14 protein-coding genes are annotated in these 16,162 nt (G+C 75.3%); 9 read left to right on the top strand and 5 right to left on the bottom strand.

All coding sequences use genetic code 11. The features are described 5' to 3' along the window. The first annotated feature begins 70 nt into the window (after positions 1-70). The 6 genes from ACFY29_RS27890 (at position 71) to ACFY29_RS27865 (ending at position 8,222) form a co-directional block, all read left to right on the top strand. Positions 71-703, top strand: coding sequence for an ATP-binding cassette domain-containing protein (locus tag ACFY29_RS27890; RefSeq protein ID WP_386990984.1), 633 nt, complete (start codon positions 71-73; stop codon positions 701-703). Next, complete coding sequence (locus ACFY29_RS27885) at positions 700-1,980, top strand: hypothetical protein (protein ID WP_386990982.1); 1,281 nt, start codon at positions 700-702, stop codon at positions 1,978-1,980. Before ACFY29_RS27890 ends, ACFY29_RS27885 begins: the two co-directional genes overlap by 4 nt. Continuing rightward, positions 1,977-3,743, top strand: a complete 1,767-nt coding sequence (locus ACFY29_RS27880; protein ID WP_328417255.1) for a hypothetical protein — start codon at positions 1,977-1,979, stop codon at positions 3,741-3,743. The genes ACFY29_RS27885 and ACFY29_RS27880 overlap by 4 nt, the downstream gene beginning before the upstream one ends. After that, the gene (locus ACFY29_RS27875; RefSeq protein WP_386990980.1) at positions 3,740-6,118 is read left to right on the top strand and encodes a tetratricopeptide repeat protein; all 2,379 of its coding nucleotides are present in this window, start codon (positions 3,740-3,742) and stop codon (positions 6,116-6,118) included. Before ACFY29_RS27880 ends, ACFY29_RS27875 begins: the two co-directional genes overlap by 4 nt. Before the next feature lie 83 nt (positions 6,119-6,201). After that, entirely contained in the window at positions 6,202-6,804 is a 603-nt protein-coding gene (locus ACFY29_RS27870) for an ABC transporter ATP-binding protein (protein WP_328417259.1), read from the top strand. Continuing rightward, on the top strand, positions 6,801-8,222 hold the full coding sequence (locus tag ACFY29_RS27865) for a DUF6297 family protein (protein ID WP_386990978.1): 1,422 nt from the start codon (positions 6,801-6,803) through the stop codon (positions 8,220-8,222). Before ACFY29_RS27870 ends, ACFY29_RS27865 begins: the two co-directional genes overlap by 4 nt. A gap of 94 nt (positions 8,223-8,316) precedes the next feature. Here the strand turns inward: ACFY29_RS27865 and ACFY29_RS27860 are convergent, their stop codons facing one another. After that, entirely contained in the window at positions 8,317-8,961 is a 645-nt protein-coding gene (locus ACFY29_RS27860; protein ID WP_386990976.1) for a dihydrofolate reductase family protein, read from the bottom strand. 100 nt (positions 8,962-9,061) lie between these two features. Further along, positions 9,062-10,546, bottom strand: a complete 1,485-nt coding sequence (locus ACFY29_RS27855; protein ID WP_386990974.1) for a PLP-dependent aminotransferase family protein — start codon at positions 10,544-10,546, stop codon at positions 9,062-9,064. A 62-nt stretch (positions 10,547-10,608) separates the two neighbouring features. On the opposite strand from ACFY29_RS27855, the gene ACFY29_RS27850 reads away from it, so the two are divergent. Beyond that, a complete protein-coding gene (locus tag ACFY29_RS27850; protein ID WP_355612458.1) occupies positions 10,609-11,220 on the top strand; it encodes a LysE family translocator in 612 nt (203 codons plus the stop codon). Between the two features lie 7 nt (positions 11,221-11,227). Next, on the top strand, positions 11,228-11,974 hold the full coding sequence (locus tag ACFY29_RS27845; protein ID WP_386990972.1) for a B3/4 domain-containing protein: 747 nt from the start codon (positions 11,228-11,230) through the stop codon (positions 11,972-11,974). Here ACFY29_RS27845 and ACFY29_RS27840 read toward each other — a convergent pair. Both ACFY29_RS27840 and ACFY29_RS27835 read right to left on the bottom strand, forming a co-directional pair. Next, positions 11,941-12,543 (bottom strand): MBL fold metallo-hydrolase, encoded by a 603-nt coding sequence (locus ACFY29_RS27840; RefSeq protein WP_386990970.1) that lies wholly within the window; start codon positions 12,541-12,543, stop codon positions 11,941-11,943. The two genes, ACFY29_RS27845 and ACFY29_RS27840, sit on opposite strands and share 34 nt — an antisense overlap. A gap of 18 nt (positions 12,544-12,561) precedes the next feature. After that, on the bottom strand, positions 12,562-14,094 hold the full coding sequence (locus ACFY29_RS27835) for a multicopper oxidase family protein (RefSeq protein WP_386990968.1): 1,533 nt from the start codon (positions 14,092-14,094) through the stop codon (positions 12,562-12,564). A 156-nt stretch (positions 14,095-14,250) separates the two neighbouring features. On the opposite strand from ACFY29_RS27835, the gene ACFY29_RS27830 reads away from it, so the two are divergent. Next, positions 14,251-14,679, top strand: a complete 429-nt coding sequence (locus ACFY29_RS27830) for an archease (protein WP_328417274.1) — start codon at positions 14,251-14,253, stop codon at positions 14,677-14,679. A gap of 39 nt (positions 14,680-14,718) precedes the next feature. Here the strand turns inward: ACFY29_RS27830 and ACFY29_RS27825 are convergent, their stop codons facing one another. Continuing rightward, entirely contained in the window at positions 14,719-16,137 is a 1,419-nt protein-coding gene (locus ACFY29_RS27825; protein WP_386990966.1) for an RtcB family protein, read from the bottom strand. Between the last annotated feature and the right edge of the window lie 25 nt (positions 16,138-16,162).

The raw sequence follows: 16,162 nt of genomic DNA, 5'->3' as shown, positions 1-16,162 counted from the left end.
GAAGATCCGAGGGGCATCGACTCTCGGCATGGTGTGCCACCCTGGGACGGGTCACCAGCGGTCACCGGAGGTGAGGGTCACGCTACGGCTACGCGCACTGGTCGCCGTCCCCGGCACCGGGCCGGTGACTCTCGACGTCCCGGCCGGCACGACGGCCGCCCTGGTGGCGCCACCCCGGGTCGGCACGGCCGTGGCCCGGGTGCTGGCCGGGCTCGCCGCCCCGGTCACCGGGCGGATCATGGTCGGCGACCGGGACGTCACCGCCCTGCCGCCGCCGCGCCGGCAGATCGGGTACGTGCCCGCCGGCGGCGCGCTGCTGCCACAGCTCACCGTGCGCCGCAACATCGAGTACGGCCAACGCAAGCGCGAACGGGTGCACGAGGTGGCCGACGACTGGACGGCCATCGTGGTGGACCGGCTCGAGTTGGCGCCGACGCTGGCCCTGCTGCCGCACCTGCTCTCCGACGCCCAGCGGTTCCGGGTGGCCCTGGCCCGGGCGGCGGTCTGCCTGCCCGAGGTGCTCGTCATCGACCTCCCGGCCGATCCGGCCGGCGGCAGCCGCCTCGGTGACCTGCTGCCCCGACTGTCCCCACCGGACGCACCGGGGGTGGCCGTGCTGGTGTGCACCGCCGATGTGGCCACCCTGGCCGAGATCCCACGCCGGCACGAGCTGGTCACCGAGCCCGAGGGGATGCTCCGGTGACGCCGGCCGGCCGTGCCACCCGGCGTACGCTGCTGCGCGCCGCCGCGGCCGGCGCCGCGGCGACCGCGGCCGGCTGCACCGGCGGCACCCGGTCGGTGCAGGTGGCGGTGGTGTGGAGCGGCAGCGAGCTGGACCGGTTCCGCCAGGTCGTCGCGGGCTACCCCGATCCGGTGCACGTGGTCAGCGCCGGCAACGACATCGACGCGTTCCTGCGCGCCCGGCACCTCGCCGGCACCAGCCCGGATGTGGCGATCCTGTCTCGTCCCGGCCTGGTCACCGAGTACGCCCTGCGGGACTGGCTGAGCCCGGTGCGCGCGTCGCCCGAGTACGCGGTGCCCACCGGGCTGAGCGACCTGCTGGTGACCGAGGAGCAGCGCTACGGCGTCTGGGTGAAGGCGGCGCACAAGTCGCTGATCTGGCACCTGCCGTCGGAGCTGCGCACGCCGCCACGCACCTGGGACGAGCTCGTCGCGCTGACCCGCCAGCTCGGCGCGATCGCCCGACGCGGGTCCGGTCCGGCGCCACTGGCGATCGGCGCGGCGGACGGTTGGGTGCTCACCGACTGGTTCGAGAACGTGCTGGCCGACCTGGCACCCAACAGCTACGACGCCCTCACCCGGCGGGACGCCGACTGGCAGGGCCGACCGGTGCGCGACGCCCTGGACCGGCTCGCCGAGCTCTGGAGCATCGATGGCGCGTTTCCCGGTGGCGGGCGCCGCGCCCTGCTCACCCAGTACGAGGAGTCGGTGATCCAGGTGGTTCACTCCCACCGGGCGGTGATGGTCTTCGAGGCCGACTTCACCGCCGAGGTGGTCGGCACGTTCCGGCGCGGCTCGGAGGAGCCGGCGACCATCCGGTTCCCGAGCGCCCGGCCGAGCGGCACCGGCCCACTGATCGTCGGCGGGGACGTGGCGGTGGCGTTCGCCGGCGGCCAGGGCGGGGTGGAGCTGGTCGAATGGCTCACCCGGGCCGACTCGTTCCGGCCCTGGCTACGCGCCGGCGGCTACCTGTCACCCAACACGAGGATCCCCCTGGACGACTACGCCGACCCGGTCCGCCGCAGGCTCGCCGAGGAGATGCGCGCCCCCGGCACCCTGCGCTTCGACCTCTCCGACCAGCTGCCCGGCCCGTTCACCGGCTCCGACGGGGTGGGCATCTGGCGGATCATGCAGGACTTCTTCGCCGACGTCACCGACGGCGTGCCCGCCGCCGAGGCGGTCCGTCGGGCCACCGGGCAACTCGCCGCGGCGGCGCGCAGCGCGGGCGGCGGCCGATGACCCAGGTCCGGGTACTCGGCGAGTTGGCGGTGCTCGACGACGTCGGGCCGCCCCGCCGTGGCCGGGCCTACCCGGCGGCCGGGGCGACCTCAGCGCTGCTGCTGCCCGCCATGGTGCTGCTCGGCGGGCTGGTGGTGTGGCCGGTGCTGCGAACCCTGCACGCCAGCGTCACCACCAACGGTCACTGGGTCGGCGCGGCACATTTCCGCACCGCGCTCGCCGCGCCGGGTACCGGCGCGGTGGTCGGCCGTACGGTGCTCTGGGCGGTGCTGGTGCCGGCGGTCGTGACGGCGCTGGGCTACCTGCTCGCCGCCGCGTCCCGCCGCTCCCAGGAGGGCGGGCTGGTCCGCCTGATCCTGCTGGTGCCGGTGGCGCTGCCGCTGGTCGTCACCGGGGTGACCTTCCGCCTGATGTACGACCCCGACCCGACCCGGGGCCTGGCCACGCTGGTCGCGGCGCGGGTGACCGGCCGGTCCGCCGAGGACGCCCCGCAGTTGCTCGGGCCGGGCCTGGTCACGGTGGCGCTGATGTCGGCGTTCGTCTGGGCCTGGGTCGGCCTGGCCGTGCTGGTCTTCCGGGCCGCGCTGGACGCGGTGCCGCCGAGCCTGGCCGACGCGGTCCGCGCCTACGGCGGCGGTCGACGCCATGTGCTGTGGGACGCGCAGTGGCGACCGCTGCTGCTGCGTACCGTCGCGGTGGTCTTCGCGCTGGTGGCGGTGGGGACCAGCCGCACCTTCGACCTGATCCTGGTGATGACCCCCGGCTCGGTGCGCGACGAGGCCGCCGTGCTCGCACTGCGGGTCTGGCAGACCTCGGGCGGCACCACCACCGGCGAGGGCGCCGCACTCGGTGTCGTGTGGCTGGTGGCGGTCGTCGGCGGGATCCTCGTGGCGGCGCTGTTCGTCCGGCAGGCGTGGCCACCGCCGCGCGCCGAGACGCCGCCGGAACCGGACCGGGCGCCCCCGCCCCGGCGGGTGTTCCGGCTGCTGGCGGCGGGTGCCGCGGTGGCCTGGCTGGTGCCGCTGGCGGTGCTGGTCGCCACCTCGATGCACGGGCGGGTGGACGCCGCGGCCCGCGGCTGGTGGGCGGCCGCGCCGGGGGTTGCCTCCTACCGTGACCTGGTCGCCAACACCGAGCTGTGGCGGACGCTGGCCTTCACGCTGCTGCTGGCCACCGTGGTGACCGCCACGGTGCTGGTGGTCGCGCTGCTGGCCGCGTACCCGCTGGCCTGGCTGACCGGGCCGGCCGCGCAGGCCACCGGGCTGCTGCTGCTGGCGGCCAGTGTCGTGCCGATCCAGGTCATCGCCGGGCCGGTCAACGAGGTGCTGGGCCTGGTGCTCTCCTCCGGCACCGCCCGCGGGCTGGCCCTGGTGCACGTGGCGCTGGGCGTGCCGTTCGCGGTGCTGGTGCTGCGCAACGCGTTCGCCGACCTGCCGTCCGAGCAGGTGCGCGGCGCCCGGCTGGGTGGGCGGCGCTGGTGGGGCACCCTGCGCCGGCTCGCCCGGCACAACCTGCCCGCGATGGTGGCGGTCTCCGTGCTGGAGTTCGTCCAGGTCTGGAACGACCTGGTGGTGGGCCTGCTGTTCAGCGGGCCGGAGGCGGCGCCGCTGGGGCTCTTCCTGGCCGGGCAGACCCGCGGCTTCGTGAGCAACAGCGGGTTGCTGGCCGCCAGCTCGGTGCTCGCCTCGGTGCTGCCGGTGATGCTGGTGGTGCTCGCCCGGCGGAAGCTCGTCGCCGGGCTGGTCTCCGGGGGCGTCCGGTGACCGGCCCCACGGGCGCCGGCCGGGGGCCGCGCTGGCCGGTGCTGATCGCGGTCGGCACGCTGGTCAGTGGGGTGCTCGGCAACCTGGCCAGCAACCTGCTCTCCGAGCTGGCGGCCAGCGTGCTCGGGCCGGCCAGCATCGTGCTGGTGGTCAGCGGCGGGGTCGGCTTCGTGGTGTTCGAGATGCGCCGGCGCCGAGCCGGTCGGGAGGTGAGCCAGGAGCCCACCGACGTCGTCGACGCACCGGCCACCGGTGCGTCGACGCTGCCCTATCCGGCCGGCTTCACCGGCCGCGCCGAGCACGTCGAGGCGGTGCTCGGGCTGCTCAGCCGGGAGCACGCGGTGGCCGTGCTGGGCCGGCGGGGGGTGGGCGCCTCCGCCTGCGCCGTGCAGGCGGCGAACCTGTGCCGGGCGGACTTCCCGGACGGGCAGTACTACCTCGACCTGCGCCGCGGCGGTCGGCTCCGCTCCGCCCGGCAGGTGCTCACCGCGCTGGCCGGCGTCCTGGGCACCACACCGCCGACGTCGGGCCGGCCGGACGCCCTCACGCTCGCCGCCGACGCGCTGCGCCGCCAGCTCGACGACCGCAAGATCCTGCTCGTGCTGGACAACGTCGACCGTCCCGAGCAGGTCCGACCGCTGCTGCCGCCCACCTCGCGGACCTGCCGGCTGCTGCTCGCCGGCGGCCCGGCGCTGAGCGGGCTGGAGGGCGTGGTCGCCCACTGGATCGCCGAGCCGGGCCCGGCCGAGGCGGTGGAGCTGTTCGCCGCCGCCGGTGGGGCGGCACCGGCCGCCCGGGCCCGCCGCGCCGACCCGCGTACCGACCCGGCGGTCCGCGAGATCGTCGAGCTGTGCGGGCAGCAGCCGCGCACGGTCCGGGCGCTCGGCTACCGCACCGCGCAGCACGGCTGGCGGCACGCCGACGTGCTGGACGTGCTGCGCCGCGCGGTGCAGACGCCTCCGCACCAGCGGGTCAGCATCTCGCCGGCGGCCCGGCTGGTCACCGAGCGGGACACCGCGTACCGGGCGTTGACCCGCGAGGCACGTCGCCTGTACCGGCTGATGTCGCTGGCACCCGCGCCGGTGGACCGGCCGGCCATCGCCGCGTTGGCCGGTCGACACCCGGAGCGGGTGACCGCGCTGCTCGACCAGCTGGCCGCCGCGGCGTTCGTGGTCGGCGCTCCCGGCGACCGGTACGAGATCCGCCCGCTGCTCGCCGGCAACGCCCGGCTGCACCTGCGGGACGCCGATCCGGCCGGGGCTCGGGTCGCCGCGCAGGCCCGGCTGACCCGGCACCTGGCGCGCCGGGCCGAGCGGCACGCGGCCAACCTGGCCGTGCTGGGCTCCCCACCGGACCGGGAGTGGTCACTGCCGCTGGACGACGACCCGTACGGCTGGTTCGACCTGCATCAGGAGCTGCTGCTGGCGGTGGTCCGGGTGCCGGCCGGCGCCGCCGAGACGCTGCCCCGCCGGGTACGCCGGTGGTGGTTCCGGCTGGCCGTGGCGCTGTGCGGGTGGCTGGCGCACGTCGAGCGGCTAGACGAGTGGGAGCAGGTGTGCCGCACCGTGCTGGCCACCCCGACCGCTGACGACCGACCGGAGATCGCTGGGTGGGCGCACAACGAGCTGGGGGTGCTGCGCCGACGCCGACACGACCCGCAGGGCGCCGCCGCGGCGCTCACCCTCGCGGTGGCCGAGCGGGGCCGGCGGGGCACCGCCCAGGCCCGGATGAACCTCGGCCTGGCGCTGCTCGACCTGGGGCAGCTCGACGACGCTGTGGAACACCTGGAACTGTCCCGCCGGCACCGCTCGGGAGCGGACCGGGCCGGGCTCGCGCTCACCGACCTGGGCCTCGGCGCGGCGCAGCTGGCCCGGGGGGACCTGGACAGCGCGCACCACCACCTCGTGCGCGCGGCGAACACCTTCCGGTCGGTGGGTGACGCTCGCGGCTACGCCGCGGCGCTGACCAACCTGGTGCTGGTGCACGCCGCCCTTGGCGAGCACCTGGACGCCGCGCAGGCGTGGCGCGCCGCGCTGCGCGAGTACGAGTCGGTCAGCGACCCGACCAGCCGGGCGGCGGCGCTGCTCAACGCCGGGGCGACGCTGCTGACCGCCGCGCCCGGGCAGGCCCGGGCGGCGTACGAGCTGCTGGCCGAGGGCCGGCGGCTACGCGAGGAGAGCCGGCCCACCCTGGGGCTGGCCCGGACCCTGCTGTACCTGGGAGACGCCGCCGCCGAGCTGGGCGACCGGGCCGAGGCGCGGCAGCACTGGGCGGACGCGGCGGCGGTGGCCGAGGAGGTCGACGACGCCGAAGGGCTGGCCGCCGCCGACAGCCGGCTGGAGGACGGCACGGACCTGTCGCCGGCTGACCCGTGACCACCTGGTCGGCGTGATGTCGATCGCTCGCGTTGGGCGGTTGAACGGGTCTGCGAGAGTGTGTGATCGTGGATACGCTCTCGGTGCGGGGACTCAGCCGCAACTTCGGCAACCTGGTCGTGCTCGACGACGTGAGTTTCACGCTCCAGGCCGGCCGGATCGCGGTGGTGCTGGGCCCCAACGGCAGCGGCAAGACCACCCTGCTGCGCTGCGTGGTCGGCGCCGACCGGCCGGACGCGGGCGAGGTGCTGGTGCAGGGTCGCCGGGCCGACGAGACCGATCCCCAGGTGCGGGCGCTGGTGGCGGCCGCCCTGGACGACATCGACTTCTTTCCCGACCTGTCCGTGGTCGAGCACCTGGAGCTGGTCGCGTACGCCCACGGGGGTAACGCCGACCCGGTCGACGAGGTCCTGGCCGAGCTGGGTTTGGAGCCGGCCCGCGACCAACTGCCGGTGACCCTGTCCAGTGGGCAGCGCCGCCGGCTGGCGCTGGCGTCCTGCTTCGTGCGGCCCCGTCGGGTGCTGATCCTCGACGAGCCGGAGCAGCGGCTGGACGTGCGCGGCCGGCAGTGGCTGGCCGACCGGTTGCGCCGGGAGCGGGAGGCGGGCACCGCCGTGCTGCTGGCCTCGCACGATCCGGAGCTGATCGACGCGGTCGTCGACGAGCGGATCGAGATCGGGCGGTGACGGCCCCGCCGGCCACGGTCGCCGACGCGCCGGCCGGGGTGCCCACCGCCCGGCAGGTGCGCTCGCACCTGCGCCGGGCCCGCCGCCGGCACCACGACCACTCCCTCGGCGACGTGCTGGGCGACGCGTACGTCATGGTCCTCTTCGTGGGCATGTACGGCTGGTTCGCGATCAGCGCCAGCCGCGACATGCTGGATTCGCCCACGGTGGGGCGGGCCGACCCGGGGGTGCGCTGGTGGCTGGCGGTCGCCGCGCTGCTGGCCGCTGCCGGGCTCGCCTGGCGCGGCCTGCGCGCGCTCGGCCCGCTGCTGGTCACCCCGGCGACGCAGAGCTGGGTGACCAGCGCGCCGGTCGACCGGCGGGCCTGGCTGGCGCCGCGCCTGGTCATCCTGCTGACGGGCGCGACGGCCGGCACCGCGCTGATCGGGGTGGCCGTGGCGGCGCTCGGCGGCGTCACCGACCTGGCCGTCCTGGGCTGGGCGGCGGCGGCCGGTGCGGGGTGGGGGGCGACAGCGCTGGCGTTCAGCGTGGCCGCCCAGGGCGGCCGACCGGGCCGGCGGTGGCCGACCCTCGCCGGGGTGGTGCCGCTGCTGGCGGCCGCCGCCGTCACGGCTCTGGTGGTCCTCGCCGGTCGTCTCGGCGACGGGCTGCCCCGGCCGACGGCGTCGCCGACCGCCGCGCTGGTCGTCGTCGGGGTGCCCCTCGCGGTCGCCGCCACCGTCCTCGCGGTACGCGCGCTGCCCCGGGTGGACCGGGCCACGCTGACCACCGGCGCGCAGTTCGCCAACGCCGCGGCGACGGCCACCATCCTGCTCGACCCGAGCATGCTCGCCGGCCTGGTGGAGAGCCGGCGCTGGCGCCAGATCGGCCGGGTCCGGAGTCGCCGATTCCTGCCCGGCCCCGGCTGGTGGGCGCTGCTCCAGGCCGACGTGCGCCGGCTCCGCCGCCACCCCAGCGCCCTGCTGATCTGGACGGCGCTGATCCTCGTCCAGTACGCCGCCGCGCTCGCCCTGCCCGGCCTGGCCGGTGCCGCGCAGGTGGTGTTCGGCTACTTCGCCGCCGACCGGCTGACCGGCGGCCTCCGGTCGATCAGCCGGTCCCCCGGGTTGCGTCGGGCGCTCGGCGGCAGTGACGCCGCGCTGCGCGGGATCCACGTGATCGTGCCTGCGATCGGCACGGGGCTGTGGTGGCTGCTGACCATGCCGACCGTCGACGGTGGGCCTCCCTGGCTGGGGCCGGCGCTGGCGCTCGGGGTGGTGGCCGCCGCCTGGCGGGCCGGCACCCGACCACCGATCGACTACGGCGGGGCGACGGTGAACACGCCGTTCGGGATGATCCCGGTCGACCTGCTCCGCCAGGGCTCGCGGGGGCCGGCGCTGCTCGCCGTGCTGGTCCTGGTCCGCCTGTTCCTGGGCTGACCGGGCGGATCCGCCCGGTCAGCCCGGCGGCCCAGCCGAATGCCGACCTGGCGGATGCACCGCCGACCACACGGACCCACCTGGCGCGGCGGCTTCAGCCGTCGCGCCCGGCACCGCGATCGGGTGCGCTCATGTCCCCCGTCCTGGGCGTGCCATCGGCGAGTCCGTAACGCAGGTACACGGTGCCCGTCGGACTGGCTACCGGCGGTTCGAGGAGTGTGACGTTCGTGGGCACCGCGCCACCGTCGAACACCTTCTTCCCGACGCCGAGCACGATCGGGTGCACCCAGAGGTCGAGACGGTCGAAGAGCTTCTCGCGCAGGAGGGTCTGCACCAGGTTCAGGCTCCCGACGACCTTCACGTGCTCGTGCCGGTCACGGATCTCGCGCACCGCGCCAGCCAGATCCGGGCCGAGCTGGGTGGACCCGGCCCACGAGAGGTCGGGCCTGCCGCGGGAGGCCACGTACTTCGGGACGCTGTTGAAGAGCGCGGCGATCTCGTTGTCCTCGCCGCCCTCCTGGTGCGGCCAGTAGGCGGCGAAGATGTCGTACGTCCGCCGGCCGAGCAGAAGGGCGTCCGTGCCCTCGTACGCGGCACCGACCTGGGCCCCGGCGACCTCGTCCAGTAGAGGCGCCTGCCAGCCGCCGAACGGGAACCCCACCGGGTCCTCCTCGGGGCCGCCGGGCGACTGCCCGACGAGGTCGAGGGTTGCGAACAGCTCGATGTGGATGAGGCCCATGCCCTACTCCCGATGCCGACGGATCTTGAAGCGCGCAGCACGGTGCCCTGCCTACGCCACCCGGCCGGGACGCCGACCGGCACTCCCCGCTCACGATAGGTCACCGGCCGCGGCGGAGGACGGAAGCGATCGTCGCGACGCCGTCCTCGATCTCGGTCGCCGTACGGGCCGCGTAGCCGAGCACCAGCCCCGGCCGGTACGGCCGCTGGCAGTGCCAGGACAGTGGTTGCACCTTCACCCCGCGCGCCAGCACGGCCGCCGCCAGCTCCGTGTCCACCACGGCGTCGTCCAAGGTGATCATCAGGTGCAGCCCGGCCGCCGCGCCGTGCACCGTGGCGGTCGGCAGGTGCCGGGCCAGCGCGGCGATCATCGCGTCCCGGCGGTGGATGTGCCGGCGGCGTAGCAGCCGCAAGTGCCGCTCCAGCGCGCCGGAGGTCATCAGCTCCGCCAGCACCAGCTGCGGCAGCACCGCGTTGCCCAGGTCGGCGTTGCGCTTGGCGGCCACCACCGCCTCCCGGTGGCGGGTCGGCACGAGCAGCCAGCCGACCCGCAGCGCCGGGGCGAGCAGCTTGGACACGCTGCCGGCGTAGCAGACCTGCTCGGGCAGCAGGCCGCGCAGCGCCGGCACCGGCGGCCGGTCGTAGCGGTGCTCGGCGTCGTAGTCGTCCTCGATGATCAGGCCGCCGGTCCGTGCCCAGTCGACGAGCTGGCGGCGGCGGTCGCCGTCGAGCACCACGCCGGTCGGGAACTGGTGCGCGGGGGTGAGCATCACCGCGGGCACGCCGCTGGCGGCCAGCTCGTCGACCCGCAGCCCGGCGTCGTCCACCGCGATGGGCGGGGTGTCCACCCGCCAGTTGTTGAGGTGCTGCCGTACGCCGAGTGAGCCGGGGTCCTCGACCGCGATCCGGTCGATGCCGGCCGAGCCGAGCGCCTGGGCGAGCAGCCCGAGCGCCTGGGACACCCCGGCCACGATGATCACCTCGACGGGGTCGACGGCGATGCCCCGGCTGCGGGCCAGCCAGGCGGCGACGGCCTGGCGCAGCGCGGGGGCGCCACACGGGTCGCCGTAGCCGAAATCGGCCGCCGCGAGGTGGCGCAGCACGGTCCGTTCGGCGCGCAGCCAGTCCGCGCGGGGAAAGGCCGCCAGGTCGGGTACGCCGGGCGTCAGGTCGATGGTCGCGGTCGCCGCGCGTACCGCGTCGAAGATGTCGCTGCCCGGAGCCGGCGGGAAGAGCGCGGCTGGAGCCGGCGCGGCGGCCGGGGCGGGTGCCGGCGCGGCCGGTGCGGGCGGCGCGGCGACGACCACCGTCCCGGCCCGGCCCCGACCGGTGACGTGCCCATCCTCGGTCAGCCGCTGGTACGCCTCGGTGACCACGCCCCGGGAGACGCCGAGGTCGGCGGCGAGCAACCGGGTGGCGGGCAGGCGGCCCCCGACCGGCACCCGTCCGTCGGCGATGGCCTGGCGCAGCCGGGCGGCCAGCCAGTCGGCGCGCCCGCCGGGCGGTGCGTCGGCGATGGTCAGGTGCAGAAAATCCGACCCGGCCGATATGGACCTCTCGGATGCCCTTGGTTTGGCCCTGCTCACCGGACCATCTTGGCAGCAGAGTGGTGATCAGGCAGCCCCGCCGAACCCACCGGAGGACGACCGTGACAATCCCGTTCCTGGTCACCACGCTGATCGTGGTGGTCACCCCGGGCACCGGGGTGTTCTTCACCCTCTCCGCCGGCCTGTCCCGGGGCGCCCGGGCCGGCGTGCTGGCCGCGTTCGCCTGCACGCTGGGCGTGGTGCCGCACCTGCTGGCGGCGATGACCGGTCTCGCCGCGCTGCTGCAGACGAGCGCGGCGGCGTTCGAGGTGGTCAGGTACCTCGGCGTCGGGTACCTGCTCTACCTGGCCTGGTCGACCGTGCGGGACCGCAGCGCCTTCGCGGCGACCACCGCGACGCCGCCCCGCTCGGCGGCCCGGGTGATCCTCTCCGGGGTGCTGGTCAACCTGCTCAACCCGAAGCCGACGCTGTTCTTCGTCGCGTTCCTGCCGCAGTTCGTGGACACCACCGCGCCGGGCTCGACCCGGTCGATGCTCGCGTGCGGGGCGGTGTTCATGCTGCTGACCTTCGTGGTGTTCAGCGGCTACGGCATTTTCGCGGCCCGGCTGCGCGACCGGGTGCTGACCCGGCCGAGGGTCACCGACTGGCTGCGCCGGTCCGTCGCCGGCACGTTCGTCGCGCTCGGCGTGACGCTCGCTCTCACCGAACGATAGGAGTCCCGTGCAGTTCCAGCATTCCGCGCAGCTCCGCGCGGCGTACCCGGACCTGGTGGCTGGCGTGGTCCTGGCCACCGGCATCACCCCCACGGCGGACGTGGCGCAGCGGACCGCCGCGTACACCGCGGTCGCTCGCGATCGACTGGCCGGAGGCGCCGAGAGCGGGTTCCCGGAGATCCAGGCGTGGCGGCGGGCGTACGCCGCGATGGGGCTGCGACCCACCCGGTACCGGTGCGCCGCGGAGGCGCTGCTGCGTCGGCTCCGGCTGGACGACGAGCTGCCCCGGCTGCACCCGCTGGTGGACCTTTGCAACGCCGTGTCGGCCGCGTACGCGATCCCGGTCGCGGTGCTCGACCTGGACCGGGTCGACGGCGACCTGGTGGTCCGGCCAGCCCACGGCGACGAGGAGTACCTGAGCTTCGCCGGCGAGACCGAGCACCCCGACCCGGGCGAGGTGACCTTCGCGGACGCCGCCGGTCGGGCCCACGCCCGGCGCTGGACGAACCGGCAGAGCGGCTGGTCGGCCGTGCGGGCGGGCACCTCGTCGGTGCTGATCGTCGCCGAGGCGCTGCACTCCGACGCCGAGGCGGACGTGACCCGGCTGGTCGCCGCGCTGGTGGCGGAGCTGACCGAGGGATGGTCGGCACCGACGCGGGCCGCCGTGCTCACCGCCGCCGCACCCCGTTTCGACGTTCCGGCGGCCGGTGGCACGGCCGGTCAGGCGGTGTCGCCCGGGACGAGGTGGCGGTAGCCGGGGATCGTCTCGCCGAACCAGCCGGCGACGCTGGCCAGGCCACGCTCGTTGATCTGCGCGTCGTGGATCGGGTACGCCCGATCGGCGCCCACCTCGCGGGCGAACCGGATCGCCTCGTCGAGGCGCAGCCAGGACCCCTGGGCCGGGACCAGCAGGGTGTGCACCGGCTCGTCCGGCACGTGCAGCGCGTCTCCCGGGTGGTAGAGCCCGTCGCCGATCAGGTAGCCGAGGTTGGGACAGTCGGGCTGGCCCTCGTGGATGGCGGCGTGCCGGCCGCCGTGCGCGCTGACCGCGATGCCGGCCGCGGTGAAGCGCTGCCCGGGGGCGACCCGGGTCACCGGCAGCGGGGCGAGGTCGGGCAGCCGGGCGCCCTCGGGGGCGTACACCGGGACGCCCAGGCCGGCCAGCCGCAGGACGTCCACATGGTCGGTGTGCTCGTGGGTGACCAGCACCGCGTCCGCGCCGACCAGGGCACGCGGCTCGCTCCACGTGCCCGGGTCGACGACCAGCACCCCGCCGTCATGCTCGACGCGGACGCAGGAGTGGGTGAATCGGGTGATCCGCATCCGGCGACCGTACGCCGGTCAGTCATGCTCCCCGTGGCCGCCATGTGCCGGCGGGCGGCCCGGCGCCTGGCCCGGGTCGACCACCACGAACTGGCCCATCATCCCGCTGTCCTCGTGCCAGAGCAGGTGGCAGTGGAACATGTAGGGCAGGTTCGGGTCACTGTGGTCGGTGAACCGCAGCACGATCCGCATCGGCTGGTGCGGTGGCAGGTAGATGGTGTCCTTCCAGCCGCCCATTTCGGGCGGTGGCGCGGCGCCGTCCACCGAGAGCAGTTGGAACTGCACGTCGTGGACGTGGAAGTTGTGCGGGGTGCCGTCGGAGTTGACCACCTCCCAGACCTCGGTGGTGTCCCGGGTGGCGGCGAAGTCGATCCGGTCCATCCGCATCGACCGGCCGTTGATGTCCCGCCCCTGGAACTCCAGCCGCCGGGTGGTGGCTGCGGCGGCGGGGTTCAACCGGTCCACCGGCACCAGCGTGTCCGGCACCGGCGGTGACGGGGTCAGGGTGCCGGCCGCGCGCAGTTGCAGCACGTCGAACCGGTCGGCTCCACCCGCCGAGCGCCGGGCCAGCCCGCCGATGCCCAGATCGGGCGGGGTGCTGCGCAGCGTCACCCGCTCCCCCGGTCGGACGTCCACCACGATCTCGGCCCGCTCCCCCGGGGAGAGCCGCACCCGGGTGAGCCGGGCGGTCCGGGCCAGCAACCCGCCGTCGGTGCCGATCAGCGCGAACGACCGGTCGTCGGAGAGCCCGAAGTCGTAGGTACGCGCGGTGGAGGCGTTGAGCAGTCGCAGCCGGACCCGCTCGGTGCGCACGTCCAGGTAGGGGCCGACGGTGCCGTTGACCAGCACGGTGTCGCCGAGCGCGCCGATGCTGGCGATTGCGTTGCGGCTCTTGGTGAACTGACCGCTGCGGGAGAAGCTGCGGTCCTGCACGATCACCGGCACGTCGTCGACCCCGTAGCTGCGGGGCAGTGGCAGCGCCGCCTCCCGGTCGTCGTCGAGGATGAACATGCCGGCCAGGCCCCGGTAGACCTGCTCCTCGGTGGCGCCGTGCGGGTGCGGGTGGTACCAGAGGGTGGCCGCCGGCTGGTCCACCCGCCAGGTCGGCGACCAGGTGGCGCCGGGGCGGACCAGTTGGTGCGGGCCACCGTCCATCCGGGCCGGCAGATGCATGCCGTGCCAGTGCACGTTGGTCTCCTCGCCCAGCTTGTTGACCACGTTCACCCGCACCTGCTCCCCACGCTTGGCGCGCAGTGTCGGGCCGAGGAAGTCGCCGTCGAAGCCGGCGGTGCGGGTCAGCCGCCCATCGCCACGGAAGTCCCGCCGGCCGTCGCGGGCGAGCAGGTCGAAGACCCGCCGCCCCTGGTCGTCGAGCCGGGACTGCGCCAGCGGGGGTACGGCCAGCGGGCGGACGAAGTCCACCTCGCCGACGGTGTCGGTGGTGCGGACCAGCGTCCAGGTGACCACGGCGACGCCGCCGCCGCAGAGCACCAGCACGCCGGCGAGCACGCCGATGAGCACCCGGACCAGGGGTCGTCGTCGGGTTGACACGGATCCACCTCCAGAAGGTTGGCTACATGTAGCCTCTCTTCTTATGGACCCGACGGCCAGCCGGACGGGCCTCTTTCCGGGACCGGTCCGGGTTGTCCCCGAGGCGAATTCAGGCGGCGGGTCGGGTGCCGCGCCGCGGGCGGGCATGATCGGGGCATGCAGCGCTCGACGCAACGGGGGCACCGGAGCGTGCCGCACACCGCCGACGTGCGGATCGAGGCGTGGGCGCCGGACCGCGAGGGGTGCCTGGCCGAAGCCGTCACCGCGCTGGTCGAGACGTTCGCCGACACCGCCGGCGCCCGGCCGCAGACCGACACCGAGTTCCGGCTGCCGCCCGGCGACGACGAGGACCTGCTGGTCGGCCTCCTGGACGAGGTGATCTTCCGGCTGGACACCGAGGGCACCCTGCCGCTGGACTGCGACGTGCGACCAGCCGAGGACGGCGGCCTGGGGGTGCGCTGGCACTCGACCGGCACCGACGCGGTGGAGCTGGTCGGCGCGGTGCCGAAGGCGGTGTCGCTGCACGCGCTGAGTGTCGGCCCGGACGCCGCTGGCTGGGCCTGCGCGGTGACCCTGGACGTCTGAGCGCCGACGATCGGCGGTCCCGGGTCCCGCCCCGCGCGGTCAGCCCTTGACCACGCCGAGCGGCGTGAGCCGGGCGACCAGCCGGCACAACCCGGCCCCCCGGGAAGCCTCGACCACCGCCGAGACGTCCTTGTACGCCTCCGGCATCTCCTCGGCCAACCCCTTCCTGGACGCGCCGCGTACGGCCACGCCCCGCCCCTCCAGGTCACGCCGCACGTCCTGCCCCCGGGCGGCCCGGGTGGCCTCCCCCCGGCTGCGGACACGGCCGGCGCCGTGACAGGTGGACGCGAAGGCCGGATTGCCGGCGACGCCGGTCAGCACGTACGACGAGGTGCCCATCGAGCCGGGGATGAGCACCGGCTGCCCGGCGTCGCGCAGGTCGCCCGGGAGATCCGGGTGCCCGGGCGGCAGCGCGCGGGTCGCGCCCTTGCGGTGCACGCAGAGCCGCCGGGTACCGCCGTCCCGCTCGTGTTCCTCGATCTTGGCGAGGTTGTGCGACACGTCGTAGACCAGATCCAGGCCGGTCCCGGCGACCCGGGCGAAGACCCGGCGGGCCGCCTCGGCGAGGAGCTGCCGGTTGGCCCGGGCGTAGTTCGCCGCAGCGGCCATCGCACCCAGGTAGGCCCGCCCCTCCGGCGATTCGACCGGCGCGCAGGCCAACTGCCGGTCCGGCACCTCGATGCCGTGCCGGGGCATCACCCGTTCCATGATCCGCACATGGTCGGTGCAGATCTGGTGGCCCAGCCCCCGGGATCCAGAGTGGATCATCACGCAGACCTGCCCGAGCCGCAGCCCGAACGCCGCCGCGACCGGCTCGTCGTACACCTCCTCGACGACCTGCACCTCCAGGAAGTGGTTGCCGGAGCCGAGGCTGCCCACCTGGCCCTGCCCACGCTGCACGGCCCGGTCGCTGACCTGCTCCGGATCTGCGTCGGACACCACACCGCCGTCCTCGCAGCGGGCCAGGTCCCGGGGCACCCCGTGCCCCTGCTCGACCGCGTACCGGGAGCCGCCGCGCAGCACCGTGTCCAGCTCGGCCCGATCGGCGAGCTGCCAGACCGCGCCCCGACCCATGCCGCGCGGGACCGCCGGGTCCAGACCGTCCATCAGCGGGTCGAGCACCCGGGAAAGCTCCGCCCGGTCCAGCTCGGCGGTGAGCAGTCGTACCCCGCAGGAGATGTCGAAGCCCACCCCGCCGGGCGAGACCACCCCGCCGTCGGCGACGTCGGTGGCGGCGACGCCACCGATCGGGAAGCCGTAACCCCAGTGCACGTCGGGCATGGCGTACGACGCGTCGACGATGCCGGGCAGCGTGGCCACGTTCGCCACCTGGTCCAGCGCGCGGTCCGTGCCGACCTCGGGCAGCAGCTCCGGCACGGCGAAGACCACCCCGGGCACCCGCATCGGTGCCGCCCGGTCGATCCGGAACCGGTACGGCGACTCCTGGACCAGTTCCATGCCCGGCGGCTACCCACCGGGTCCA

It is taken from the genome of Micromonospora sp. NPDC000668 (assembly GCF_042897975.1).
Classification (GTDB): Bacteria; Actinomycetota; Actinomycetes; order Mycobacteriales; family Micromonosporaceae; genus Micromonospora.
The sequence above is the reverse complement of the archived record's forward strand: the minus strand, read 5'-3'. Positions and strand labels throughout refer to the sequence as shown.

Coding starts and splice junctions, on each gene's coding strand:
- ACFY29_RS27880 (WP_328417255.1), top strand. CDS start 1,977: ATGACCCAGGTCCGGGTACTCGGCGAGTTGGCGGTGCTCGACGACGTC.
- ACFY29_RS27860 (WP_386990976.1), bottom strand. CDS start 8,961: ATGGGCCTCATCCACATCGAGCTGTTCGCAACCCTCGACCTCGTCGGG.
- ACFY29_RS27840 (WP_386990970.1), bottom strand. CDS start 12,543: ATGCGGATCACCCGATTCACCCACTCCTGCGTCCGCGTCGAGCATGAC.
- ACFY29_RS27830 (WP_328417274.1), top strand. CDS start 14,251: ATGCAGCGCTCGACGCAACGGGGGCACCGGAGCGTGCCGCACACCGCC.
- ACFY29_RS27825 (WP_386990966.1), bottom strand. CDS start 16,137: ATGGAACTGGTCCAGGAGTCGCCGTACCGGTTCCGGATCGACCGGGCG.